The sequence below is a fragment of the Falsiroseomonas stagni DSM 19981 genome (assembly GCF_900114315.1).
In the GTDB taxonomy this organism is placed as follows: Bacteria; Pseudomonadota; Alphaproteobacteria; order Acetobacterales; family Acetobacteraceae; genus Falsiroseomonas; species Falsiroseomonas stagni.
Genome location: NZ_FOSQ01000002.1, coordinates 525,313 through 549,563, shown reverse-complemented (window position 1 = coordinate 549,563; position 24,251 = coordinate 525,313). Strand labels below are relative to the sequence as shown.

24 protein-coding genes are annotated in these 24,251 nt (G+C 69.3%); 12 read left to right on the top strand and 12 right to left on the bottom strand.

The window, feature by feature from the left end:
- Positions 1-235: 235 nt before the first annotated feature.
- The 10 genes from BM041_RS09415 (at position 236) to BM041_RS09370 (ending at position 9,108) form a co-directional block, all read left to right on the top strand.
- Positions 236-1,339 (top strand): extracellular solute-binding protein, encoded by a 1,104-nt coding sequence (locus BM041_RS09415; protein WP_092958669.1) that lies wholly within the window; start codon positions 236-238, stop codon positions 1,337-1,339.
- On the top strand, positions 1,336-2,487 hold the full coding sequence (locus BM041_RS09410) for an ABC transporter ATP-binding protein (protein WP_092958667.1): 1,152 nt from the start codon (positions 1,336-1,338) through the stop codon (positions 2,485-2,487). Before BM041_RS09415 ends, BM041_RS09410 begins: the two co-directional genes overlap by 4 nt.
- On the top strand, positions 2,484-3,365 hold the full coding sequence (locus BM041_RS09405; RefSeq protein WP_092958665.1) for an ABC transporter permease subunit: 882 nt from the start codon (positions 2,484-2,486) through the stop codon (positions 3,363-3,365). Before BM041_RS09410 ends, BM041_RS09405 begins: the two co-directional genes overlap by 4 nt.
- Before the next feature lie 2 nt (positions 3,366-3,367).
- The gene (locus BM041_RS09400) at positions 3,368-4,165 is read left to right on the top strand and encodes an ABC transporter permease subunit (protein WP_092958663.1); all 798 of its coding nucleotides are present in this window, start codon (positions 3,368-3,370) and stop codon (positions 4,163-4,165) included.
- A 49-nt stretch (positions 4,166-4,214) separates the two neighbouring features.
- Entirely contained in the window at positions 4,215-4,580 is a 366-nt protein-coding gene (locus tag BM041_RS09395) for a hypothetical protein (RefSeq protein ID WP_092958661.1), read from the top strand.
- 86 nt (positions 4,581-4,666) lie between these two features.
- Complete coding sequence (locus tag BM041_RS09390; protein WP_092958659.1) at positions 4,667-5,866, top strand: pyridoxal phosphate-dependent aminotransferase; 1,200 nt, start codon at positions 4,667-4,669, stop codon at positions 5,864-5,866.
- A 46-nt stretch (positions 5,867-5,912) separates the two neighbouring features.
- A complete protein-coding gene (locus tag BM041_RS09385) occupies positions 5,913-6,353 on the top strand; it encodes a GNAT family N-acetyltransferase (RefSeq protein ID WP_092958657.1) in 441 nt (146 codons plus the stop codon).
- 54 nt (positions 6,354-6,407) lie between these two features.
- Positions 6,408-7,610 (top strand): pyridoxal phosphate-dependent aminotransferase, encoded by a 1,203-nt coding sequence (locus tag BM041_RS09380; protein ID WP_092958655.1) that lies wholly within the window; start codon positions 6,408-6,410, stop codon positions 7,608-7,610.
- Complete coding sequence (locus BM041_RS09375; protein ID WP_092958653.1) at positions 7,607-8,605, top strand: GNAT family N-acetyltransferase; 999 nt, start codon at positions 7,607-7,609, stop codon at positions 8,603-8,605. The genes BM041_RS09380 and BM041_RS09375 overlap by 4 nt, the downstream gene beginning before the upstream one ends.
- Positions 8,602-9,108 carry a DinB family protein gene (locus BM041_RS09370; protein ID WP_245761995.1) on the top strand — a complete coding sequence of 169 codons (507 nt, stop codon included), beginning with the start codon at positions 8,602-8,604 and terminating at the stop codon, positions 9,106-9,108. Before BM041_RS09375 ends, BM041_RS09370 begins: the two co-directional genes overlap by 4 nt.
- Here the strand turns inward: BM041_RS09370 and BM041_RS09365 are convergent.
- Entirely contained in the window at positions 9,089-9,979 is an 891-nt protein-coding gene (locus BM041_RS09365) for an alpha/beta fold hydrolase (protein ID WP_092958651.1), read from the bottom strand. The two genes, BM041_RS09370 and BM041_RS09365, sit on opposite strands and share 20 nt — an antisense overlap.
- A 105-nt stretch (positions 9,980-10,084) precedes the next feature.
- Here BM041_RS09365 and BM041_RS09360 point away from each other — a divergent pair, with 105 nt between their 5' ends.
- Positions 10,085-11,002, top strand: coding sequence for an NAD(P)-dependent oxidoreductase (locus BM041_RS09360; RefSeq protein ID WP_092958649.1), 918 nt, complete (start codon positions 10,085-10,087; stop codon positions 11,000-11,002).
- Between the two features lie 4 nt (positions 11,003-11,006).
- Positions 11,007-11,795 carry an N-acyl homoserine lactonase family protein gene (locus tag BM041_RS09355; RefSeq protein WP_092958647.1) on the top strand — a complete coding sequence of 263 codons (789 nt, stop codon included), beginning with the start codon at positions 11,007-11,009 and terminating at the stop codon, positions 11,793-11,795.
- On the opposite strand, the gene BM041_RS09350 is transcribed toward BM041_RS09355, so the two are convergent.
- The 11 genes from BM041_RS09350 to murB all read right to left on the bottom strand — a co-directional run bounded on the left by BM041_RS09350 (position 11,786) and on the right by murB (position 24,250).
- Positions 11,786-12,115, bottom strand: coding sequence for a hypothetical protein (locus BM041_RS09350; RefSeq protein ID WP_139226008.1), 330 nt, complete (start codon positions 12,113-12,115; stop codon positions 11,786-11,788). The two genes, BM041_RS09355 and BM041_RS09350, sit on opposite strands and share 10 nt — an antisense overlap.
- A 38-nt stretch (positions 12,116-12,153) precedes the next feature.
- Entirely contained in the window at positions 12,154-14,322 is a 2,169-nt protein-coding gene (gene ligA, locus BM041_RS09345; protein ID WP_092958643.1) for an NAD-dependent DNA ligase LigA, read from the bottom strand.
- A complete protein-coding gene (locus BM041_RS09340; RefSeq protein ID WP_092958641.1) occupies positions 14,315-14,791 on the bottom strand; it encodes a GNAT family N-acetyltransferase in 477 nt (158 codons plus the stop codon). The genes ligA and BM041_RS09340 overlap by 8 nt, the downstream gene beginning before the upstream one ends.
- Positions 14,788-16,470 carry a DNA repair protein RecN gene (gene recN, locus BM041_RS09335; protein WP_092958639.1) on the bottom strand — a complete coding sequence of 561 codons (1,683 nt, stop codon included), beginning with the start codon at positions 16,468-16,470 and terminating at the stop codon, positions 14,788-14,790. The genes BM041_RS09340 and recN overlap by 4 nt, the downstream gene beginning before the upstream one ends.
- A gap of 22 nt (positions 16,471-16,492) precedes the next feature.
- The gene (locus BM041_RS09330; protein ID WP_245761994.1) at positions 16,493-17,323 is read right to left on the bottom strand and encodes an outer membrane protein assembly factor BamD; all 831 of its coding nucleotides are present in this window, start codon (positions 17,321-17,323) and stop codon (positions 16,493-16,495) included.
- 165 nt (positions 17,324-17,488) lie between these two features.
- A complete protein-coding gene (lpxC, locus tag BM041_RS09325; protein ID WP_092958635.1) occupies positions 17,489-18,436 on the bottom strand; it encodes a UDP-3-O-acyl-N-acetylglucosamine deacetylase in 948 nt (315 codons plus the stop codon).
- 251 nt (positions 18,437-18,687) lie between these two features.
- The gene (gene ftsZ, locus BM041_RS09320) at positions 18,688-20,187 is read right to left on the bottom strand and encodes a cell division protein FtsZ (protein ID WP_092958633.1); all 1,500 of its coding nucleotides are present in this window, start codon (positions 20,185-20,187) and stop codon (positions 18,688-18,690) included.
- A gap of 77 nt (positions 20,188-20,264) precedes the next feature.
- Positions 20,265-21,557: a cell division protein FtsA gene (gene ftsA / locus BM041_RS09315; protein ID WP_092958631.1), complete on the bottom strand. Its 1,293-nt coding sequence runs from the start codon at positions 21,555-21,557 to the stop codon at positions 20,265-20,267.
- Positions 21,554-22,432 carry a cell division protein FtsQ/DivIB gene (locus BM041_RS09310; RefSeq protein WP_245761993.1) on the bottom strand — a complete coding sequence of 293 codons (879 nt, stop codon included), beginning with the start codon at positions 22,430-22,432 and terminating at the stop codon, positions 21,554-21,556. The genes ftsA and BM041_RS09310 overlap by 4 nt, the downstream gene beginning before the upstream one ends.
- Positions 22,422-23,339, bottom strand: coding sequence for a D-alanine--D-alanine ligase (locus tag BM041_RS09305; RefSeq protein ID WP_408735399.1), 918 nt, complete (start codon positions 23,337-23,339; stop codon positions 22,422-22,424). The genes BM041_RS09310 and BM041_RS09305 overlap by 11 nt, the downstream gene beginning before the upstream one ends.
- A gap of 2 nt (positions 23,340-23,341) precedes the next feature.
- Positions 23,342-24,250, bottom strand: a complete 909-nt coding sequence (gene murB / locus BM041_RS09300; protein WP_092958627.1) for a UDP-N-acetylmuramate dehydrogenase — start codon at positions 24,248-24,250, stop codon at positions 23,342-23,344.
- Position 24,251 lies beyond the last annotated feature (1 nt).

The following is a 24,251-nucleotide window of genomic DNA, read 5'->3' as shown; positions in this document are numbered from 1 at the left end:
GGTTGAGAGGTGCAAGGACGGGTGCCCTTCGCCTGGTTCCCATTGATATCGCGACGTGCGCGCAAATCCGGGGCAGGGAGCGGGGCGCAATTCGCCCCGTGGCGCGCCATCTGTACAGCGCGGCACATCACAGGTCAAGGAAAAAAGACCTAGTCTTGTTTCGGCTTCTAGCCCGATGCGCGATCGCGATGCCGTGTTAGGTTCAACCTGCCATGGAACCGCGGGAGTGCCTCGTATGATCCGTCGTTTGGCCGTGATGGCGGCCGTGCTGGTATCGGCCTGCCTGGCGCCGGTGGCGCAGGCGCAGCAGCCACAACAGGTCGTCAACGTCTTCAACTGGAACGACTATATCGACCCCTACATGGTCCAGCGCTTCGTGCGGGAGACAGGTATCCGGGTCCGATACGACATCTATGACAGCCTGGAGACGCTGGAGGGCCGCATGTCCGCCGGCCGCACCGGCTACGACATCGTCGTCCCGACCAGTGAGCCGACCTTCTCCCGACTCGCCCGTGCCGGGGCGTTCCGGCCGCTCGATCGCAGCCTGATCCCCAACCTCGCCAACATCGACCCGGCGCTGCAGCAGCAGGTGGCGAGTTCCGATCCCGAGAACCGCTTCGGCGCGCTGTACCTCTACGGAACCATCGGGCTCGGCATCAATGTGGACCGCGTGCGCGCCCTGGCGCCTGACGCGCCCATGGACAGCCTTCGCCTGATGCTCGACCCCGCGAATGCGCGGAGGCTCCAGCGCTGCGGCATCGTCATGATGGACAGTGCTTCCGACGTCATTCCGATGGTGTTGCGCTATCTCGGCAAGGACCCGAACAGCACGAGTCCCGAAGACCTGCGCGACGTCGAGCGCACGCTGATGACGATCCGCCCCTTCATCCGGGCCTTCTCCTCCGGCGGGGTGATCGAGGCGCTGGCCGGTGGGCAGTTCTGCATGGCCTTCGCCTATTCCGGCGACGTCATCCAGGCGGCGGCGCGCGCGGAGGAAGCGAATCGCGGCGTCAACATCCAGTACATCGCGCCGAGGGAAGGCGCGCAGCTCTGGTTCGACCTGCTGGCGATTCCAGCGGACGCGCCGAACCCGGCGGCGGCGCATGCCTTCATCAACTTCCTCCTCCAGCCCGACGTGATGGCCAACATCACGAACCATGTCCGCTACCCCAACGGGGTGCCGGCCAGCCGGCCGCTGGTGGCGCCGGAGGTGGCCAATGATCCCTCCGTCTTCCCGACGGAGGAGATGCGCGCGCGCTTCTTCACCATCGGTGCCGTGCCCCAGGCCGCGGAACGCGCCCGCAACCGCGTCTGGGCGCGTTTCAAGGCTGGCCGATGAGTAGTGCGGTCGCGGCACGGCCCGGTACGGCCGAGCCCTGGCGCGACCCGGCGGCGGATCCGTTCCTGCGGATCGAGGGGGTGACGAAGCGCTTCGACGGCTTCGTCGCCCTGGATGCCGTGACGCTGCCGATCTACCGCGGTGAGTTGTTCGCCCTGCTCGGCGCCTCAGGCTCGGGCAAATCCACCCTGCTGCGCTGCCTGGCCGGCTTCATCGAACCGGATGCAGGCCGCATCGTGCTGGATGGCCAGGACCTGGCAGGCGTGCCGCCCTATGAGCGGCCCATCAACATGATGTTCCAGTCCTATGCCCTGTTCCCGCACATGACGGTGGCGCAGAACATCGGCTTCGGCCTGCGCCAGGAAGGCGCGCCCAAGGCGCTGATCGCCGACCGGGTGGCGGAGATGCTGGCCCTGGTGCAGATGGAGGGCTTCGGCAATCGCAAGCCCGCCGCCCTGTCCGGCGGCCAGAAGGCGCGCGTGGCGCTGGCCCGGGCGCTCGCCAAGCGCCCCAAGCTGCTGCTGCTGGACGAACCGCTTTCCGCGCTGGACAAGAACCTGCGTGAGGCGACCCAGTTCGAACTGGTCAACATCCAGGAACGCACCGGCACCACCTTCGTCATCGTCACACATGACCAGGAGGAGGCGATGACCATGGCGACGCGCCTCGCGGTGATGGATCGCGGCACGCTGGCGCAGGTGGGCACGCCCGGGGAGGTCTATGAATTCCCGAACAGTCGCTTCACCGCCGAATTCCTAGGCACCGCCAATATCCTGGAAGGCGTCATCGAGGCGGCGGATGACCAGGTGACACGAATCGGCAGTTCGGAACTGGATTTCGACATCCTGGCGGAGGCTGGGGCCCTCAAGCCCATCGGCAGCCGCGCCTATGTCGCCATCCGGCCCGAGCGCATGCGGATCGAGCGCACGGACCCCGCCACGCCGCTTGCCGACAACCGTCTGGTCGGGCGGGTCCGGGACATCGCCTATTTCGGGGACTTCTTCATGTACTACGTGGTCCTCGACTCCGGGAAGGAGATCCGGGTGAGCCAGCCGAACCTGCGGCGCATGACGGCGCGGCCAGTCGACTGGGATGACCGTGTCGCCGTCACCTGGGACGCTGAAGCGAGCATGGTGCTGCCTGAATGAAGGGGCGGCTTGGCCGCGCCATCGTCCTGGCCCTTCCCTGGAGCTGGATGGCGCTTTTCTTCGTCGTACCCTTCCTGATCGTGCTGACCATCGCCTTCGCGGAGCCGAGCGAAGGCCTGCCGCCCTATACCCCCCTGCTGCGATGGAGCGAGGAAGGCGGGCCGGTCATCCAGCTGAACCTGGCGAATTTCCGCCTGTTCCTGGAGGACCCCTTCTACCTTGAAGCGGGCCTCCGGAGCCTCCGCGTCGCCGCGATCTCCGCCACGCTGTGCCTGCTCATCGGCTACCCGATGGCGCTCGCCATCGCACGCGCGCCGGAACGCTGGCGCGCCACGCTGCTGATGCTCGTGATCCTGCCGTTCTGGACGTCCTTCCTGCTGCGGATCACCGCCTGGATCGGCATCCTCCAGGACCAGGGCTGGCTGAACAGCGCCTTGATGGCGCTGGGCGTCATCAGGGAGCCGCTCCGCCTGCTCTACACCGACTTCGCCCTCTATATCGGCATCACCTATTGCTACCTGCCCTTCATGGTGCTGCCGCTCTACGCCACCCTGTCCAAGCTGGACCCCGCCTTGCTGGAAGCGGCGGAGGATCTGGGCGCGCGGCCCTGGCGCGCCTTCCTGCAGGTGACGCTGCCCCTGTCCATGCCGGGCGTCGTGGCCGGCTTCCTGCTGGTCTTCATCCCCGTGGTGGGTGAGTTCGTGATCCCGGAATTGCTCGGCGGGCCGGGGGCGCAGTTGATCGGCCGCGTGCTGTGGACGGAGTTCTTCCAGAACCGGGACTGGCCCTTGGCCTCCGCCCTGGCCGTCGTCCTGCTGATGATCCTGGTCGCGCCCATCGCCCTGTTCCAGGCCCGCGCGGCGCGGGAGGGGAGGTAGCCATGCGCCGCGCGTCGAGGCTGGCCGTCCCGCTCGGGCTTGGTTTCGCCTTCCTCTACCTCCCGATCCTGTTGATGGTGCTGTTCTCTTTCAACGACAGCCGCCTGGTGACGAGTTTCACCGGTTTCTCCACGCGTTGGTACTTCGCGCTGTGGGAGAACGAGGCGCTGATGGGGGCGGCGGTCCTGTCGCTTCGCATCGCGGCTGTCTCGGCCACCATGGCGACCCTGCTGGGCGTGGTCGCGGGTTTTGCCCTGGCGCGGATGGGCCGCTTCCGCGGCCGCGCGGCCTTTGCCGGCGCCATGGCGGCACCGCTGGTGATGCCGGAAGTCATCACCGGCCTGTCCCTGCTGCTGATGTTCGTGGCGATGGAACAGGCCTTCGGCTTCCCGGCCGGCCGCGGGGCGGACACGGTGGCGATCGCCCATGCCACCTTCGGGGCCGCCTATGTGGCGGTGGTGGTGCAGGCCCGCCTGGCGGATTTCGACACCAGCCTGGAGGAAGCGGCCATGGACCTGGGCGCCAGGCCCTGGAAGGTGTTCTTCCTGATCACCCTGCCGCTGATCGCCCCGGCCATCGCCGCCGGCTGGCTGCTGGCCTTCACCCTCTCGCTCGATGACCTCGTGATTGCGAGCTTCGTCTCGGGCCCGGGCGCATCGACCCTGCCGATGGTCATCTTCTCCGCCGTCCGGCTGGGGCTGACGCCCGACCTCTACGCGCTCGCGACGCTGCTGGTGGCCGTGGTGGCGATCGGCATCGGCATTGCCGCCTGGGTGGCCTTCCCCCGGCGCCCCGGCTGAGCGGCGCCGCTGCCATGCTTTATCCACAAGGCTCATCCAGAATAGACGCATGCGCACCGCCGGGCTGACCCTTGCCGCCTGTCTCCTGCTTCTTTCCGCCTGCGCCGAGCGCTGGGCACGCCCTGGCACCAGCGAGGCCGAGGCCGATGCGATGGTCGAAGCCTGCCGGAACGAGGCCGCGATGGCCGTCCCGCCCAAGTTTGTCTGGCAGATGACGTCGCCCGCGCGCATCGAGCGGGACCGCGATTGCTGGCGGGACCGTGGCCAGGAACGCTGCCGCGTGACGGAACGCTACCGCGCCGCCCAGTATTCCCAGGTCGATATCAACAACGGTCCCCGGGAAGGCTGGCGGCGAAGCTGCATGGCGGAACGCGGCTTCACCTTCCAGGGCTACCGGCCACTTCGCCTGGAATAGAGGCAGGACGGTGGACGATCCGTGCAGTCGGGTCTAGGAAACCACCCGCCGCCCGGCATGGGCTGGGCAGGGACGCCGGACAAGCCATGAACCTCATCGCCGATCGCCTCGACCGCATCTCGCCCTCGCTGACCATCGCCATGACGGCGAAGGCGCGCGCGCTGAAGGCCGCGGGGAAGGATGTGATCTCCCTCGCTGCCGGGGAGCCCGATTTCGACACGCCCCGCAACGTGAAGGACGCGGCCATCGCGGCCATCGAGCGCGGCGAGACGAAGTATACCGACGTTGCCGGCACCATGGCGCTGCGCAAGGCAGTCTGCGAGAAGTTCAAGCGCGACAACAACATCGAGTACAAGCCGGAGGAAATCCTGGTCGCCACCGGCGGCAAGCAGGTGATCTTCGACGCGCTGGTCGCCACCATCAACCCGGGTGACGAGGCGATCATCCCCGCCCCGTGCTGGGTGAGCTACCCGGACATCGTGGCGCTGGCCGAAGGCACGCCCGTGATTGTCCCCTGCGGCCCGAACCAGGGCTTCAAGATGACGCCGGAGCAGCTGGAAGCGGCGATCACGCCGAAGACCAAGTGGCTGATCCTCAACAACCCCAGCAACCCCACCGGCGCCGGCTATTCGGCGGAGGAGCTGAAGGGCCTGGCGGAGGTGCTGCTGCGCCACCCAGATGTCTGGATCTTCTCCGACGACATCTATGAAAAGCTGACCTACGGCATCAAGTTCGCGACCCTGGTCGAGGTGGAGCCCCGCCTCAAGGACCGCACGGTCACGATGAATGGCTGCTCCAAGGCCTATGCCATGACCGGCTGGCGCATCGGCTTCGCCGGCGCGCCCGTCCAGCTCATCAAGGCCATGGACAAGCTGCAGAGCCAGTCCACCTCCAACACCTCCTCCATCAGCCAGGCCGCGGCGATCGAGGCGCTGACCGGCCAGCAGGACAGCGTGGAGGAGATGCGCGTCGTCTATCAGCGCCGTCGCGACCTGGTCGTCGGCATGCTGAACCAGGCGAAGGGCGTCCGTTGCCCGACGCCGGAAGGCGCCTTCTACGTCTTCCCGGATATCCGCGGCTGCCTCGGCAAGACCAGCGCATCGGGCAAGAAGATCGAGACCTGCGAGGATTTCTGCATCGGGCTGCTGGAGGAACAGGGCGTCGCGACGGTGCACGGCGCGGCCTTCATGTTCCCTGGCCATTTCCGCATCAGCTACGCAACCGATGACGCGTCCCTGACCGATGCCTGCACCCGCATCCAGGCCTTCTGCGCCGGCCTGAAGTGACGCCATGCGATGACCGGAAGGCCGCAGGCCTGAAGGTCTGAATCGCATGGCCAGCCAAGCGTTCCGCCTCCGCCCCGCGGCGGAGGCGGATTTCGAACCGATGCTGGCGCTGTCGATCCGCGTGATGCGCCCGCATCTGGAACGGATCGGCCGCTACGACCCTGACCGCCGCCGCGCCCGGATGCGGAAGCAGTTCGACGCCGGCATCCTGAACGTCATCGAGGCCGACGGCGCCATGCTTGGCTGCGTCGGCATCGAGCAGGGCGGCGACGCCATCGAGATCCACAGCCTGTTCCTGGCACCCGAGGCACAGGGAAGGGGCCTGGGCGTGGCGGTGTTCCGTGCCATCCAGGCCACGCATCCCGGCCGCGCCTTCGCGATCGAGGTCCTGAAGGAAAGCCCCGCGCGGCGCTTCTGGGAACGGCTCGGCTTCGTCGTGACCGGCGAACAGCCCTTCGATTGGGTCCTGCACCGCCCGGCGGATTGAGCGGCCGCCCCGGCTTGGCTAAATGTCGGGCATTCGTACTGGAAACCGGTCACCATGCCCGCTCTCGCCACCAGGTTGAACGACATCAAGCTCGCCGCCACGGCGGTGATGACGAACCGCGCGCGGGAGATCGCGGCCTCCGGCCAGAAGGTCATCAGCCTGGCGATCGGGGAGCCCAATTTCGACAGCCCCCGCCACGCGATCGAGGCCGGCTACCAGGCGGCGCTGCGCGGTGAGACGAAGTACCCGCCCCAGGACGGCACCCGCGCGCTGAAGGAAGCCGTGCAGCGCAAGTTCAAGCGCGACAACAACCTCGACTACGCGCTGAACGAGATCATGATCTCCAACGGCGGCAAGCAGGTGATCATGAACGCCCTGTTCGGCACCTGCGATCCGGGTGACGAGGTGCTGATCCCCGCCCCGTACTGGACCAGCTACGCCGAGATGGCGAAGCTCGCGACGGCCACGCCGGTGACTATCGCCTGCCCGCAGAACAACGGCTTCAAGCTGCGGCCGGAGGATCTGGACGCTGCCATCACGCCGAAGACCAAGTGGCTGTTCCTCAACTTCCCGAACAACCCGACGGGTGCCGCCTGTTCGCGGGCGGAGATGAAGGCGCTGGCGGAGGTGCTGCTGAAGCACCCGCATGTCTGGGTGCTGACCGACGATATGTACGAGCACCTCGTCTATGACGGGTTCGAGTTCTGCACGATCGCGGATGTGGAACCACGGCTGAAGGACCGCGTGCTGACGGTCAACGGCGTGTCCAAGACCTATGCGATGACGGGCTGGCGCATCGGCTTCTGCGGCGGTCCGAGGAATCTGATCGCCGCGATGGTGAACATGCAGAGCCAGATCAGCGCCGGCACCAGCAGCGTCGGCCAGGCCGCCGCCATCGCCGCGCTGGACGGGCCGCAGGACGGCGTCAAGGAACGCGCGGAGATCTACCGCCAGCGCCGCAACATGGTGGTGGACATGCTGAACGAGGCCCCCGGCATCCAGTGCCACCGGCCGGAAGGCGCCTTCTACGTCTTCCCGAATGTGGCGGGCTGCCTCGGCAAGACCAGCAAGGGTGGCCGCAGGATCGAGACCGACCTCGACTTCGCCCTGGCGGTGCTGGAGGAGGCGCATGTCGCGACCGTCCATGGCAGCGCCTATGGCATGAGCCCCTATATCCGCATCTCCTACGCCACGGATACGGACAGCCTGCGAGAGGCCTGCACGCGCATCCAGGAGTTCTGCAAAGGCCTGTCGTGACCGCGCTGCTGCGCCCCGGGCGGGATGAGGACGAAGCGGGCTTCATCGCGCTGATCGACGCCTGCTGGTCCGAATATCCGAACTGCATCCTGGATGTGGATGCGGAGGTGCCGGAGCTTCGGGCGCTGGCCACCTATTTCGCGGAAGCCGGCGGCGCGCTCTGGGTGGCGGAACGCGATGGCCGCGTCATCGGCATGGCGGCCACGCGACCCCTGAACCAGGACCAGGCCTGGGAGATCTGCAAGGTCTATGTGGCGGCCGAGGCCCGCGGCACGGGCCTTGCGCACCAGTTGCTGGAAAGGGCGGAGCGCCACGCGCTGGAGGCCGGCGCGCATCGACTTGTGCTCTGGACCGATACGCGGTTCGAGGCTGCGCATCGCTTCTACGAGAAGCGCGGCTTCGTCCGGCAGGGCTCCATCCGCATCCTGGACGACATCTCCCACAGCCTGGAGTTCCGCTACACCAAGCCCATCCGCGGCCTGGTGGTGGAGGCGCTGGATGCGGCCGCGGCGGCGAGTGCGGAGCGGGCGCTCGCCCGCCTGCTGGTGGATTGCGTAGCAGAGGGGGCGAGCCTGTCCTACCTGCCGCCGCTGTCGCCCGCCGCGGCGCGGGATGCCTGGAAGCGGGTATCCTCTGACATCGCGCTCGGCCGGCGGATCCTGCTGGTGGCCTGGCTGGACGGCGTGCTGGTCGGCACGGCGCAACTCTCCCTGGCGACGGAGCCGAACCAGCCCCATCGCGTCGATGTCGAGAAGCTGATGGTCGATCCCGCCCATCGCCGTCGCGGCGTCGGCCAGGCCCTCATGCGGCGCGTGGACCAGACCGCGCGTGGCATCGGCCGTCGCCTGCTGGTGCTGGATACGCGCCGTGGCACGGCGGCGGAGGCGCTGTATCGTGTGGCCGGCTGGACCGAGGGCGGCTGCATCCCCGGCGGCGAGTTGGACGCGGCGATGCAGCCCCGGGACATCCTCTATTTCTGGAAGGCCGTGCCGTGATCTCGACCGACCATGTCCGCCTGATGGCCGCCTATAATGCGGAGATGAACCGCCGCCTCTACGCCGCGGCCGATCGCCTGCGCGACGACCAGCGGCGGGAGAACCGGGGCGCCTTCTTCGGGTCCATCCACGCCACGCTGAACCATCTGGTCTGGGGCGATTCGGTGTGGATGGGGCGCTTCGCCGGCTGGGATGCGCCGAAGGTCGGGATCCCCGCCAGCGTGTCGCTGCATGATGACTGGGACGCGCTGAAGGCCGTCCGTGCGGAGACGGATGCACGGATCGAGGCCTGGGCGGCGACGGTCGAGCTTGCCTGGCTGTCCGGCACGCTGTCCTGGTACAGCGCCGCGATGCAGCGGGACGTGACGCGGCCGACCTGGGTGCTTGTGACGCATTTCTTCAACCATCAGACCCATCACCGCGGCCAGGCGCATGCCCTCATCACCGCCTTCGGCGAGAAGACGGGGGATACGGATATCCCCTTCATCCTTCCCTTCGACTGAGGAACCCATCCAGGGCCGCCAGCACCTCCTCCGGCGCTTCCTCCGCGAGGTAATGCCCTGAATTGACAGGGCCACCGCTGACCGGCCCGCTGGCGTAGCGGCGCCAGACCTCCAGCGGCTGGTACCAGACCCCGACCTTGCCCTTGGCGCCCCAGAGCGCCAGCAGCGGGCACTGCACCGTCTGCCCGGCGTCCCGGCTGGCGCGGTCATGGTCCAGGTCGATGGTGGTCGCCGCGCGATAGTCTTCGCAGATCGCCTCGACGGTCCCGGGCGTGCGCAGCGCCGTCAGGTAGTCGGCACGGGCCCCGGGATGGAAGAAGCCCTTGTCCTTCGGCTCGCGGGATGTGTGCATGTCGAACCAGTCCTCGACATCGCGAAGGATCAGCCGTTCCGGCTTCGGATGCGGCTGGGCCAGCCAGAACCAGTGATAGTAGCCCAGCGCAAAGGCCATGTCGGTGTGTTCGAAATGGTGCAGCGTCGGCACGATATCCATGGTGCAGAGGCGTTCCACGGCGTCGGGCGCATCCAGCGCCATCCGATGCGCCACCCGCGCGCCGCGGTCATGCGCCACGACCTGGAAGCGGTCGAAGCCGAGGCCACGCATCAGCCTCACCATATCCGCCGCCATGGCGCGCTTCGCATAGGCGGCGTGGTCGGCGGAGACGGGTGGCTTGCCGGAAAGCCCGTAGCCCCGCAGGTCGGGGCAGACCACGGTGAAGTCACGTGCCAGCACCGGTGCCACCTTGTGCCACATGGCATGGGTCTGCGGGTTGCCGTGCAGCAGCAGCAGGGGAGGGCCCTTGCCGCCGCGGCGCAGGCGCAGCGCCTGGCCATCCACCTGCCTCGTTTCCTCGATGAAACCCTCGAACACCGGCGCTGCCCCCGTCCGTCATGGCCAGGCCGTGACGATGGCATGGGGCGTTGACCCCCACCACGGCTGCGGCCAGCCTTGCACGGACAACGCGGGAGAAACGGGATGGAAAGCGAGATCAGCCGGGTGGCCTTCATCGGCATCGGCCGCATGGGCTGGCCCATGGCAATCAGGCTGCGGGAGGCCGGCTTCATCGTCGCGGTGCATGACGCCGTGCCCGGCCGCGCCGCGGAATTCGCCGCGAAGCATGGCGGTATCGCGGCAGCCACGGCCGCAGCGGCCGCGCAGGGTGCGGGCGCCGTGATCACCATGCTGCCCACGAGTCGCGAAGTGGCGGAGGTAGTGGCCGCCATCCGCCCGGAACTTTCCCCCGGCGCCATCGTCGTCGAGATGTCGTCCGGCGAGCCCTCGGCCACCCGGGCCCTGGCGAAGGATCTGGCCGAACACGGGATCGCCATGGTGGACGCCCCTGTCTCCGGCGGCGTCGCCCGGGCGGAGACGGGCACGCTGGCCATCATGACCGGCGGCGACATCGTGCCGCTGGACCGCGTGGACCGGCTTCTCCGTGCCATGGGCGGCAGCATCACGCGCTGCGGCGATGTCGGCGCGGGGCAGGCGATGAAGGCGCTCAACAACCTCGTCAGCGCGGCGGGCTTCCTGGTCAGCGTGGAAGCGCTGTTGATCGGCAGCCGCTTCGGGCTCGATCCCGCTGTCATGGTGGAGGTGCTGAACAACTCCACCGGCATGAACAACAGCACCCAGCGCAAGCTGAACCAGTTCGTGCTGTCGCGGAAATTCAATTCCGGCTTCGGGCTGGACCTGATGGTGAAGGACCTGTCCATCGCCCTGCAGGTGGGGCGAGAGACGGCAACCCCCACGCCGCTGGCCGCGCAGACCCGCGAATTGTGGGCGGCCGCGGCATCGCTTCTCGGCCCCGGCCAGGATCACACGGCGGCGGCCCGGTTCAGCGAGGCGCTGGCCGCCTCCGAACTCGAATCGCCGCAGATTACGAAGAAGGCGTAGCGCCATGTGGGAAGTCCTGGCGCTGCGCTACGCGCGGCATGACCGCACCGCGCAGTCCAACTTCATGATGCCGGTGCCGGATCCGCATGACGCCATGCCGATGGACTATTTCGTCTGGCTGCTGCGCGGGCCGGAAGGGCGCCTGGTGCTGGTCGATACCGGCTTCAGCGAGGAGACGGCGGCGAAGCGCGGCCGCACCATCCTGCGTCCCGTCGGCGATTGCCTGCGCGCCATCGGCGTCGATCCCGCCGCGATCCAGGACGTGGTCGTCACCCATCTGCACTACGACCACGCCGGCAACCTCGATCTGTTCCCTAACGCCCGCTTCCACATCCAGGACAACGAGGTCTCCTTCGCCACCGGCCGCCACATGTGCAGCCACTGCCTGCGCCATCCCTTCGAGGTGCAGGACGTCGTCCGCCTGATCCGTGCCGTCTATGCGGACCGCGTGGTGTTCCATGACGGGGAAGGGGAGGTCGCGCCGGGCGTCACGCTGCACGGCGTCGGCGGCCATTCCGGCGGATTGCAGATGGTGCGGATCGCGACCGCGCGCGGGCCGCTCGTCATCGCCGGCGACGCCAGCCACTACTACGCCAACATGGCGCGGGAGAACCCGTTCCCGATCGTCTTCGACCTCGGCGCCATGGTGCAGGGCTGGCGACGCGCGAGGGCGCTGGCCGGGGGCGACGAAAGCCTGGTGATCCCGGGCCACGACCCGCTGGTGCGCATCCGCTTCCCGGCGGAGCCGGGCAACCCGGAGGCGACGCGCCTCGACCTGCCGCCCTACTCGTAGAGGAAGGAATAGGTCGCGAGCGCCAAGCCCACGACGCCGAACAGCATGGAAATGCCGGGCCAGGTTCGCTTCGGCCCGCGATGGCCGAACCACCAGTTGACGGCGAAGGAACCGAGCAGCGCCGCCAGCCCATCCGCCCAATGCCGGTCGTAGAATCCGCGCAGGATCATCAGCACCCAGCCGGCCACGCAGAGATAGGACAAGCCCCGCCAGAACTGGTCCGCGATCGGGTTGGCCGGGCGCATGGCCGGGTTCTCCGACAGCGTATGGATATACGCGGAGACGGACAGCAGCAGGGCTGAGAGGAAGAAGGCCGACATGCCGGCAGATAGGACCGGCTTGCCCGCCGACGCAAGCGTCAGCCGAGCCCGGCCATCCCGCGCCACTCGGCTTCCGTCAGCACGCGGAGGCCAAGCTCGGCCGCCTTGGTCGCCTTGCTGCCGGCGTCGGCGCCGACGATGACGAAATCCGTCTTCTTCGACACGCTCTTCGTCACCTTGGCGCCCAGCCGTTCCGCCTGGGCCTCGGCCTCATCCCGCGACATGGTCTGGAGCGACCCGGTGAAGACCACGGTCTTTCCGGCGAAGGGATTGCCCTCTGCCGCGACCACCACCGTCTCCTGCGGCGTCACCTCGCCCGCCAGGTCATCGAGCGCGGCCAGGTTGCGCGGCTCCACGAAGAACTCGGCGAGTTCGGTCGCGATGGCGGGGCCGATGCCCTGGATGGAGCCCAGCTCCTCCCGCGCCTCCGACCCGATGGTGGTGGCGGCGAGCATCTTCGCGCGCCACGCCGGGAAGCTGTGGTAGTGGCGGGCCAGCAGCTTTGCATTCGCCTCGCCGATCCGGCGGATGCCGAGGGCGAAGATGAAGCGCTCGAACGGCACGCTGCGCCGCGCCTCGATGGCGGCCAGCAGGTTGGCGACCTTCTTCGCATCCTTCTTCGATCGCGCGCCCCAGCCTTCCCAGGACCGCATCGTGTCGGCGTGCCGGGCGAGGCGGAAGATGTCGGCGGGGCTCTTCACCAGCCCCTCATCGAACAGCTTCTGCACGTTCTCCGCGCCCAGGCCCTCGATATCCATGGCGTTGCGGCGGGCGAAGTGGATCAGGCGCTCCACCGTCTGGGCCGGGCAGACCAGGCCGCCGGTGCAGCGCTTCACCACCTCACCGGGCGGCCGCACGGCGTGGCTGCCGCAGGCGGGGCAGCGATCGGGGAAGGCGAAGGGCTGCGCGTCCTCCGGCCGCTTTTCCGTGACCACGCCGAGGATCTGGGGGATCACGTCGCCGGCGCGCTGGAGGATGACGGTATCGCCGATCCGCACATCCTTGCGCGCGATCTCATCCTCATTGTGCAGGCTGGCATGGCTGACCATCACGCCGCCGACGCTGACGGGCTGCATCACCGCGCGCGGGGTCAGCGCACCGGTACGCCCCACCTGGATATCGATGCCCAGCAGCACCGTCGTCGCCTGCTCCGCCGGGAACTTCCAGGCAATGGCCCAGCGTGGCGCCCGGCCGACGAAGCCCAGGCGCCGCTGCCAGTCCAGCCGGTTCAGCTTGTAGACGACGCCGTCGATGTCATAGCTGAGGCCCGCGCGCTGCTCCGCCATCCGCTTCTGGAAGCCGAGCGCCGCTTCCTCATCCGCCAGCAATTCGGAGACGGGGTTCACCGTGAAGCCCCAGTCGCGCAGGCGCTGCAGCCAGCCTTCATGCGTCTCCGCAGGCTGTTCGCTGGCGTCACCCATCGCATAGGCGAAGAGCTTCAGCGGCCGCTGCGCCGTGATGGCAGGATCAAGCTGCCGCAGCGATCCCGCCGCGGCGTTGCGCGGATTGGCGGGAATCGTGACGGCCGGCCCCACCTTCTCGCCACGCGCGCGCCGCTCATCACGCTCCTCTGCCGCCCGCTCCTGCTGGGCGCGGAACTGGAGGAAGTCGGCCTTGTCCATGAAGACCTCCCCGCGGATCTCGATCCGGGCGGGGAAGGGGGCGGTGAGCTGCCGCGGCAGGTCGGCCAGCGTCAGCAGGTTGCGGGTGACATCCTCGCCTTCCGTCCCGTCGCCGCGGGTCGCCCCGCGGACGAAGATGCCGTCCTCATAGGTCAGGTTGATCGACAGGCCATCGATCTTGGGCTCCCCCATGAAGGCGAGCGTCTCGGTCGCCTCCAGCCGGAGAAACCGTCGGATCGAGGCGCAGAATTCGAGAAAATCCGCATCAGCGAAGGCGTTGTCGAGCGAGAGCATCGGCACGCCGTGACGCAGCTTGGAAAAGCCTTCCGCCGTCTCGGCGCCCACGCGTCGGCTCGGGCTGTCGTCGCGAACCAGTTCGGGAAAGCGGGCCTCGATGGCGCGGTTGCGGCGCACCAGCGAATCATAGTCGGCGTCGCTGATCTCGGGCGCGTCCAGCCGGTGGTAGCGTTCGTCGTGATGGGCGATCTCGGCGGCCAGCGCGGCGAGCTCCGCCTGCGCTTCCTCATCCGTCAGCGCGTCCACCTGGCGCGCGCGCAGCCCCGGATCGCTGGCCTGGTCACTCATGCTCCGCCGCCAGGCGCCGCAGCGCCTGCCCTTCCAGGATCTCACCGCTGAAGCGGCCTTCGCTGTCCGCACCGATGGCACGGTAGAAGGCGGCCGCTTCCTCATCACCCTCGTCGACGCCCCACCAGAGGCATCCCGCGCCGCGTTCTAGCGCTTCCGCCGCCAGGCGCGCCATCAGTGCCCGCGCCACGCCGCGGCGGCGCGCCTCCGGCATCACATAGAGGTCGAGCAGCATCAGCGCATCCGCCTGCCGCTCCGCATCATAGATAAAGCCGGCCGTTGCGAAGCCGACCACCACGCCGTCCCGCTCCGCCAACCGCAGGATGGCCCGTGACTGCGGGCCGATGAGGTCACGCTCCACCACGGCCGCGGTCATCGGCATCGCAGGCGGCGTGCCGTGCAGGCTGTTGATGGCGTTGATCAGGGCGGCAACGGCCTCGGCATCGCCGCGGAGGCCAGGGCGGATCACAACAGGCTGCCCGCCAGCAGGCTGTCGGCGGCCATGCGCGCGGCCTCCGTCACCTTCTCCCCGGCCAGCATGCGGGCGATCTCCTCCCGACGCGCAGGCACGTCCAGCGGCAGCACGCGCGTCTCCGCCCGCCCGGCCTTGACCTGCTTGGCGACGGAGAAATGCCGCCCGCCACGCGCCGCGACCTGGGGCGAGTGCGTCACCACCAGCACCTGCAACCGCTCCGCCACCCGGGCCAGGCGTTCGCCCACCGCGGCCGCGGTGGCGCCGCCGACACCGCTGTCGACCTCGTCGAATACCAGCGTCGGCACCGGCGATCCGCGCGCCAGCACCACCTTGAAGGCCAGCATCAGGCGCGACAGTTCACCACCCGAGGCGACCTTGTCCAGCGCCCCCGGCGGCTGGCCGGGGTTGGTGGAGACCAGGAAGGTCACGCGATCCATGCCATCCGGCCCCCAGGCCGCTTCCGGCTTCTCCGCCACCTCCACCACCAGCCGGGCGCGGTCCAGCTTCAGCGGCGGCAATTCGCGGGCGATCGATTTCTCCAGCTTCTGCGCCGCATCACGGCGCGCCGCCGTCAGCCGCGCCGCGGCGGTGACATAGGCGTCGCGGGTCTCCCTCGCCCGGCGCTCCGCTGCCGCCACCTGGCCGGTCCCGGCATCGAGCGCCGCCAGCCGGGCCTTCAGGGAGACGAGCAGCGCCGGCAGTTCCACCACGGGCACCAGATGTTTCCGGGCCGAGGCGCGAAGCGCGAACAACCGCTCCTCCACCTGTTCCAGCCGGCGCGGATCGGCCGCGGCCTCATGCGACAGCCGCTCCAGCGCCGTCTCCGCCTCCGACAGCGCATCCAGGGCCCGGCCGATGGCTTCGAGTGCCGGCTCGGCGTCCGTATTCGGCGCCGGCAGGCGTTCCAGCGCCCGGGAAGCGCTTCGCAGCGCGGCGCCCGGATTGGCGCTGCGCCGGTCGCGCGGCTGCAGCGCGGCCAGCGCCTCCGCGATGGCCTCGCCCCGGCGCTCTCCCTGCTGCAGGTGCTGGCGTTCCGCCGCCAACTGGTCTTCCTCGCCTTCGACCGGGGTGAGGTCCTCCAACTCGCCGACGGCGTGGCGCAGGAATTCCTCGTCCCGCTGGGCAGCGGCGATCTCCTCCCTCGCCGTGGCCAGGGCGCGCTCAGCCTCCCGCCAGGCACGATGGGCGTCAGCCACCGTGCCGCGCAGCCCATCCAGCGCCCCCGAGGCATCCAGCAGCCCGGCGTGATGGGTCGGATCGGCAAGGCCGACCTGGTCGTGCTGGCCCTGCACCTCGACCAGCAGCGAGCCGAGGCGCCGCAGCATTGCGAGGCCGACGGGTTGGTCGTTCACGAAGGCCCGGCTGCGGCCATCGGCCGTGATGATGCGGCGGAGGACGATCTCCTCCTCCGACTCGATCCCCTGCTCGGTGAGGAGGGCGCGGGCGGGATGCTGGTCGCCGGGGGCGAAGGCCGCCGCCACGCTGGCCTGGGCCTGTCCGGCACGCACCAGCCCGCCGCCGGTGGACCGTGCGCCGAGGGCCAGGCCGAGGCTGTCCAGCAGGATGGATTTTCCCGCGCCGGTCTCGCCGGTCAGCACGGTCAGGCCCGGTCCGAACACCAGGTCCAGCCGCTCGATCAGCACCACATCCCGGATGGCGAGGGCGGTCAGCACGGCAGGCGCTGCGCCCCGCGGCTCAGAAGATCCAGCCCACGGCGCGACGGAAGAAGCCGGGCCGGTCCTGATAGGCCGGCGACGCCCCGTCCACCAGCAGCGCGTAGCTGTCCTGGTACCATTCGCTGCCGGGGTAGTTGTGGCCCAGCACCGAAGCGGTGCGCCGCGCCTCATCCGTCAGGCCGAGCGCCAGGTAGATTTCCGTCAGCCGGTGCAGGGCTTCCGGCACATGGTTGGTGGTCTGGAATTCATCGACCACGCGGCGGAAACGGCCGATGGCGGCCGTGTAGAGGCGCCGGTTCTGGTAGAAGCGCCCGACCACCATCTCCCGCCCCGCCAGATGGTCCCGCGCCAGGTCCATCTTCAGCCGCGCATCGCGGGCATAGGGCGTATTGGGGAAGCGGTTGGCGACATCCTGCAGCGCGGCCATCGCCTGCTCGGTCGTCCGCTGGTCGCGTTCCGTGTCGTTGATCTGCTCATAGTAGCAGAGCGCGCGGAGGTAGTAGGCGTAGGCGATGTCGCGATGCGCCGGGTGCAGCTGGATGAACCGGTCCAGCGCACCCAGGGCTTCCGTGTAGCGGTTCCGCATGTACTCGCCATAGGCGGACATGAGCTTCGCGTTCGTGGCGAAGGCGGAATAGGGATGCTCCCGCTCCACCGTGTCGAACAGCTGCACCGCGCGCTGGAAGCGTTCGGCGTTCAGCTCCTCCATCCCCGCGGCGTAGAGGGCTTCCGGGGAGGTATCCTGTCCGGTGGCGCCTGGCCGCTGCGCGCCCAGGGAGGATCCGCGCCCGTCCCAGGCGGTAGGCCCGGAACACGCCGCGATGGGCAGGATGAGGACGAGGGGAAGCATCCGTCGGAGCATTATGGACCGGTCACGCATGAGAACCCCCCTATACCACGCCGCGGCCCACCAGGGGCAAGGCGGGGAGCGCGCTTCGTGAGAAGCGGTCGCTCACCCCATCAAGATGGGGTGATGCGGCAGGCGCGGCCGGCTGGCAACCGCGAACCTGGCAGATCAGGCCATGGCCGGCGCGGCGGCCGCCGGCATACGGGTGGTTGCGCCATCGACCGGCACCTCGCCCTCGACCAGACGCCAGGCACTGCGGTCGGCAAACATCGCCCGCAACAGCTTGTTGTTGAGCGCATGGCCAGACCGATGCCCGACGAAGCGGCCGGATAGTTGCGCCCCGGCCAGCGCGAGGTCGCCCACCACGTCCAGAAGCTTGTGGCGCACGAATTCATCCGGCCGGCGCAGGCCGCCCGGGTTCAGCACCATCGGGCCATCGACCACGATCGCATTGGCCAGGCTGCCGCCCTGCGCCAGCCCGGCGGCGCGCAGCTGGGCGACCTCCTCCGCCAGGGTGAAGGTCCGCGCATCCGCCAGCCCGGCCCGGAAGGCCGCGGGGGTGACGCGCATGCCCACGCTCTGGCTGCCGATGGCGGTGGACGGGAAATCGATCGACAACTCCGCCTCGAACCCCGCCGTGGCGGAGGGCAGCAGTTCCACGAAGGCGCCCTTCTCCTCGACCCGGACGCGGCGCAGCACCTCGATCACCGGGGCAGGCAGGTTCAGGCTGATGGTGCCGGCGCAGTCGATCAGGAAGACGAAGGGGGCGGCGGAGCCGTCGAGGATCGGAACCTCGGCGCCGTCGATCTCCAGGATCGCATCCGTCACGCCCGTGCCGGCGAGGGCGGCCATCACGTGCTCGACCGTCCCGATGCGCGCCTGCGGCGCATCCGCGGCGACGATGGCCGTGCACAGGCGGGTATCGGCCACGCGGTCGAAGCGGGCGGGGACATCGATACCGAGGTCGGTGCGGCGGAAGATGATGCCGGTGCCGGCTGCGGCGGGACGCAGGGTGAGGGAGACGCGGCGGCCGCTATGAAGCCCGACACCGACGCAGCCGATCGCAGTCTTCAGCGTCTTGCGCCGGGCCCTGTCGATCGGAAGGAAACCGTCCATGTGCTTGCGCCTCTGTCTGCGCCGCATGACCGGATCCGCGTGTTGCAGACCCCTTCAGCAGCGCATCCCCCGTTCCAACGACGCCGGTCCGCTTTTTGCGGTTGCACCAGCGCAGGGGCCCAGGCTGGACCACCAAAGCTAAAATGGCAGTCTCACCCTGAGAATGCCATTCAAGCCTTGTTTCGCGGTATTACGTCGCAAGTCGTTGAAAAATGGGCATTGCTGTGATGCAGCAATGCCCCATTTCGGCCTTAATTGCTTTGCCGGCGCAAGAAGGTGGGGATGTCGAGCCCCATCTCATCCTGCTGCGGTGCACGCGCCACCGGGCGGGGCGCCGCCGGCGGTTCGATGCGCGTGGCCGTGGGCGCCGGGGCCTGCACGTCCGGCACATCGCGCCGCATCAGGCCGGTCGCGCGCCGGAACAGGTTGTTGAGCCCCCCGGTCGGCGCGGGCGGCGGCACGACCGGAGCCCGTGTCGTGGCCGGCGCGCGGAGACCGACATCGGCCTGCTGCGCCATGATGATCGGAGCCTCCGCCACGGGCGGCGGTTCCGGCGCGGCCGGGGCGGGTACAGGTGCGGCAGGCTGCGCCACGACCGGCGCGACATAGGACTGCGCAGGGCGCATCGCGGCGGGCGGAGGCGCTGCGGCAACCCGCGGCGTGAAGCCGCCGGGCGACCGCATGGCCGGGGCCGGCGCGACGTTGGCCGTCGCCACCGCCTGAACCGGCGCGCCGCCACCCATGGCTACCAGCTTCGGCCGCTCGGCATCCCGCGATTCGCGCGCATCGATGCCGGTCGCAACGACGGACACGCGAAGGCGCCCGTTCATCGTCTCATCGACCGAGGAGCCGAAGATGATGTTCGCGTCCTCGTCCACTTCCTTGCGGATGCGGTTCGCGGCCTCATCGACCTCGAACAGCGTCATGTCGTAGCCGCCGGTGATGTTGATCAGCACGCCGCGCGCTCCGCGCATGGAGGTATCCTCCAGCAGCGGGTTGCTGATCGCGGCCTCGCTGGCCTTGATCGCGCGATCCTCGCCCTCGGCCTCACCCGTGCCCATCATCGCCTTGCCCATCTCCGCCATCACGGTGCGGATGTCGGCGAAGTCGAGATTCACGAGGCCCGGGTTCACCATCAGGTCGGTCACGCCGCGCACGCCCATGTAGAGGACGTTGTCGGCCATCTTGAAGGCCTCGGCGAAGGTCGTCCGCTCATTCGCCAGCCTGAACAGATTCTGGTTCGGGATGACGATCAGCGTATCGACGAACTGCTGCAGCTCCTCGATTCCTGCATCGGCGGACTTCTTCCGCTTCGGCCCTTCGAAATCGAAGGGCTTCGTCACCACGCCGACGGTCAGGATGCCGCGCTCGCGCGCCATGCGTGCGATCACCGGCGCCGCACCGGTGCCCGTGCCGCCCCCCATGCCGGCCGTCACGAAGACCATGTGGCAGCCATCGAGGTGGCGGGCCAGTTCCTCGGTCGCTTCCTCCGCAGCGGCTCGCCCGATCTCCGGCTTTGCGCCCGCGCCGAGTCCCTGCGTCAGATGCGGGCCAAGCTGCACGCGTCGGTCGGCCTTGCTGTGCACCAGCGACTGCGCATCGGTATTGGCGACGAGGAATTCCACGCCCTCCAGACCCATGGCGACCATGTTGTTGACGGCATTGGTGCCGCCGCCGCCGACGCCGACGACGGTGATCCGCGGGCTGAAGTCGGTGTGCTGGTGGATCGGAATGGTCAGGTTCAGGGTCATGTGTGGGGGCCTCTCCTGGGACTCAGCCTAGCGCACCGGCCGGGGGATTGGGATGGGGGTAATGCAGCGCGGACGCATCACAAGCGGTCCCGCAGCCAACCATAGAGGCGTCGAATCGAGCTCTGCGGCCGATCGACTCCAGGCGCGATGTCAACAACGGGGCGGCCTTCGCCGGCACCCCATGCCAGAAGGCCGATCGCGGCCGCGAAGGGCGGTCCGCCGGCCGTATCCGGCAGCCCGCGCACGCTGCGTGGCCGGCCGATTCGCACCTGCCGGTCCAGCACCCGCGCCGCCAGTTCGCGCGCGCCGATCATCTGGCTCGCGCCGCCTGTCAGCACCACGCGCGTGCCCGCTTCCTTCGCGACTCCGGCCTGTTCCAGCCTTTCGCGCACGAATTCGAAGGTCTCCTCGAGCCGCGGGCGGATGATGTTGACGATCATCGTCCGCGGCACCCGCGCGATGTGGTCCTCGTCCTCGCCGACCAGCGGCACGGGCAGCATCTCGCGCTCATCATCCGCCGCGGCTAGCGCGCCGCCATGCAGCGTCTTCAGCCGTTCCGCGTGGCTGATCGGCGTGGAGAGGACGCGCGCCAGGTCGTTCGTCACCTGCCACCCGCCCACGGGAATCTGCGCCGTGTGAATCAACTGGCCTTCGCTGAACACGGCGATGGAGGTGGTGCCGCCGCCCATATCGATGACGGTCGCGCCGATTCGCTTCTCATCCTCCACCAGCGTCGCCAATCCGGCGGCGAGCGGCGCGGAGACGAGTTCCTCCACCTCCAGGTCGCAGCGCGCCAGGCACGCGCCGAGGTTGCGCAGCGCCGCCTGGGACGCATCCACCAGGTGCACGCGGGCGCCGAGCGTGTCGCACACCATGCCGCGTGGATCCTCGACGCCCGGCGTGGCGTCGACGGTGAAGGAGACGGGCGATCCGTGCACCGTCTCCCGCCCATCCTCAGTGCCGCGCCGGCGGCCCTCATGCAGGATCGCGCGAAGATCTGCATCCGTCACCGCGCGCCCGCCGATCGGCCACTGCACATGCAGCAGCCGCGAATCGGGCTGGCCGCAGGACAGGTTGACGATCGCGCCGGACAATTGCGTGTCCGACATCTCCTCCGCCTGGCCGACGGCGGCGCGAATCGCGCGCTCGGCTTCCTCCAGGTCGATGATGGATCCGCCCTTCACGCCCCGCCCGCGCTGCCAGCCGAAGCCGAGCACGCGCGGTTCGCCGTCACCCTCGATGCGCGCGATCAGGCACACCACCTTGGTCGTGCCGATATCCAGCACGCCGAAGGGGCCGGTGCGGGCGCCGCGGCGGCGCTTTTCGGGTGGCGGGTCGACACCGGCGGGCAGGCGGGACAGCGCGTTCATCCGCGGGTACTCGCCGTGTTGCGCCGTTGTGGTTGCGCGGGTTGTTCGGGCGCTGGCTGCTGCCGCAGCACCAAGCGGTCCGGCAGTCGCATGTCGACGGCGGCCAGCGGGCGATCCAGCAGCGCGTTCCGCGTCTGCAGTTCCGACAGGCGGTTGAGCGCCGGCGCTTCCTGGCCTTCCGGCAGGAGCACGTCGGTACCGTTATGGAGGCGAAGGTTCCAGCGCCGCTCACCAACGCGCACCAGCGCCTGGGTGCGTTCCAGGATGTTCCGATGCGCCAGCAGCAGATCGTAGAGTGCAGCGGCGTGCTTGTCCGCACCCGCACCCACCACCAGCGGCAGCGGCCCGAAGGCGTCCAGGGTCTCCGTCGCCACCACGCGGCCCTCGCGGTCGATCACCGCGAAGCGGCTGTTGTGCTGCCAGATCGCGAAGGGTGTGCGTTCCGTCAGCCGCACCAGGATCGTGCCGGGCAGGCGGCGCTCCACATGCGCGGCCTCCACCCAGGCGATCGTCTCCAGCCGCGCCTTGGCCTCCTCCGGCGAGAAGGCGAGCATCGGGTCGCCGCGCTGCGCGCCGATCGCCGCGCTGATCAGGTCCTGCGGCGTGTTGCGCCGGCCCTGCACCACGACTTCCGCCACCTCGAGCCCCGCGGAAAGCCCGATCTCCCCGACATTCTCCACGATGGCGCGCATGCGGCCGGCCGGGTCGCTCGCATAGACGGCATAGCCGACGCCGAGCACGAGTGCCGTGGCCATCAGGCCGAGCGCTGCGGGCCGCATGAGGCCACGGCGGCGCTTGACCCACAGGCGGAGCCGGCTGGGCCGGTCGGGATCGCGCCGAGACCGGCGGGCGGAGACCGGAGCGTTACGGGCCATGGCGCGCCTCCCTCACCATCCACGCGCAGAGGTCCGGGAAGGGGATGCCGACATGGGCCGCCTGCTCCGGCACCAGGCTGGTCCGCGTCATTCCCGGCTGGGTGTTCACTTCCAGCAGGTACAACTGCCCCGGCTCCCCGGCCGTATCGTCGTAGCGGAGATCGGCGCGGGATACGCCGCGGCAACCCAGCGCCTGATGGGCCCGCAAGGCGATATCCATCGCCTTGGCGCGCGTCGCCGGATGCACGGGGGCAGGCAGGGTGTGATGGCTGCCGCCATCCGCATACTTCGCTTCATAGTCGTAGAACACATGGCCGGTGGCGATTTCCGTCACCTCCAGCGTCCGGTCACCCATCACCGCCACGGTCAACTCCCGGCCGGGAATGAAGGCTTCCACCATGATGCGGCGGTCGAACTTCCAGCGCCGCGCGATGTCGGCGCGGCGGTTGTCGCCCTCCCGCAGGATCTCGACGCCGACCGAGGAACCCTCATTGACCGGCTTGACGACATAGGGGCGGGGCAGGGGGTCTTCGGCCTCCAACTCCTCCGGCGTCACGATCCGGCCGGGCGGCACCGGCAGGCCCGCCGCGGCGAAGGCCGCCTTCGACGCCGCCTTGTCCATGGCCAGGGACGACGCACGCACGCCGGAATGCGTGTAGGGCAGCCCCATCCAATCCAGCACGCCCTGGATGCAGCCGTCCTCGCCGAACCGGCCATGCAGGGCATTGAACACCACATCGGGCTTCGCCGCCTGCAACGCGGCGATCACCGCGCCCAGGTCCGGGCCGACCTCGATGGGGGTCACGGTGAAGCCGGCCGCCCTCAGGGCACCGACCACCTGCGCGCCCGTCGCCAGGCTCACCTCGCGCTCGGCGGACACACCGCCATGCAAGACGGCGACATGCATCGTCATGGCATCACCTCGCCGATCCGCTGGATTTCCCATTCCAGCGTGATGCCGCTGGAAGCGAGGACCCGCGCGCGCACTTCCTCGCCCAGCCCCTCGATATCCGCGGCCGTCGCGCTGCCGAGGTTCAGCAGGAAATTCGTGTGCTTCTCGCTGACCTGCGCGCCACCACGCACCAGGCCGCGGCAGCCCGCTACATCGACCAGCGCCCAGGCCTTTTCGCCCGGCGGATTCTTGAAGGTGGAGCCGCCGGTGCGTGCCCGCACGGGCTGGGTCGCTTCCCGCGCTGCCCGGATCTCCGCCATGCGGACGGCGATCGCCGCGGGTTGGCCCGGGCGCGCGCGGAACCGCGCACGGGCCACCACGCCGCGCGTGGGCAGGACGGCCTTGCGGTAGGCAAAGCCGAATTCGGCGGCCGTCAGGCGCAGCAGGCCGCGAGGAGTCGCGACCTCCGCCCAGTCCAGCACATCCTTCACCTCGGCGCCGTAGGCGCCGGCATTCATCGCCACGGCCCCGCCGACGGCACCCGGGATGCCGGAGAGGAACTCCAGCCCCGCGAGGCCCGCCGCCGCCGCATGTTCCGCCACCACCGCATCCAGCGCGGCGGCGCCGGCGATGATGCCGTCATCCTCCAGCACGATGTCGCCGAACCCCTTGCCCGCCAGCCGCAGCACGACGCCGCGCACGCCCCCGTCGCGGATGATGAGGTTGGAGGCCGCGCCGATCACCGCCAGCGGCACCTGGTCCGGCAGATCGCGCAGCAGCAGCAGCAAATCGTCCATGTCGGCCGGGCGCACCAGCCATTCGGCCGGGCCACCGACGCGGAACCAGGTGAAGGGCGCCAGCGGCGCCGCCTGCTGCACGCGGCCGCGGATCGGCGGCAGCGTGGCCAGTCCGCGCGGGTCCGCCATG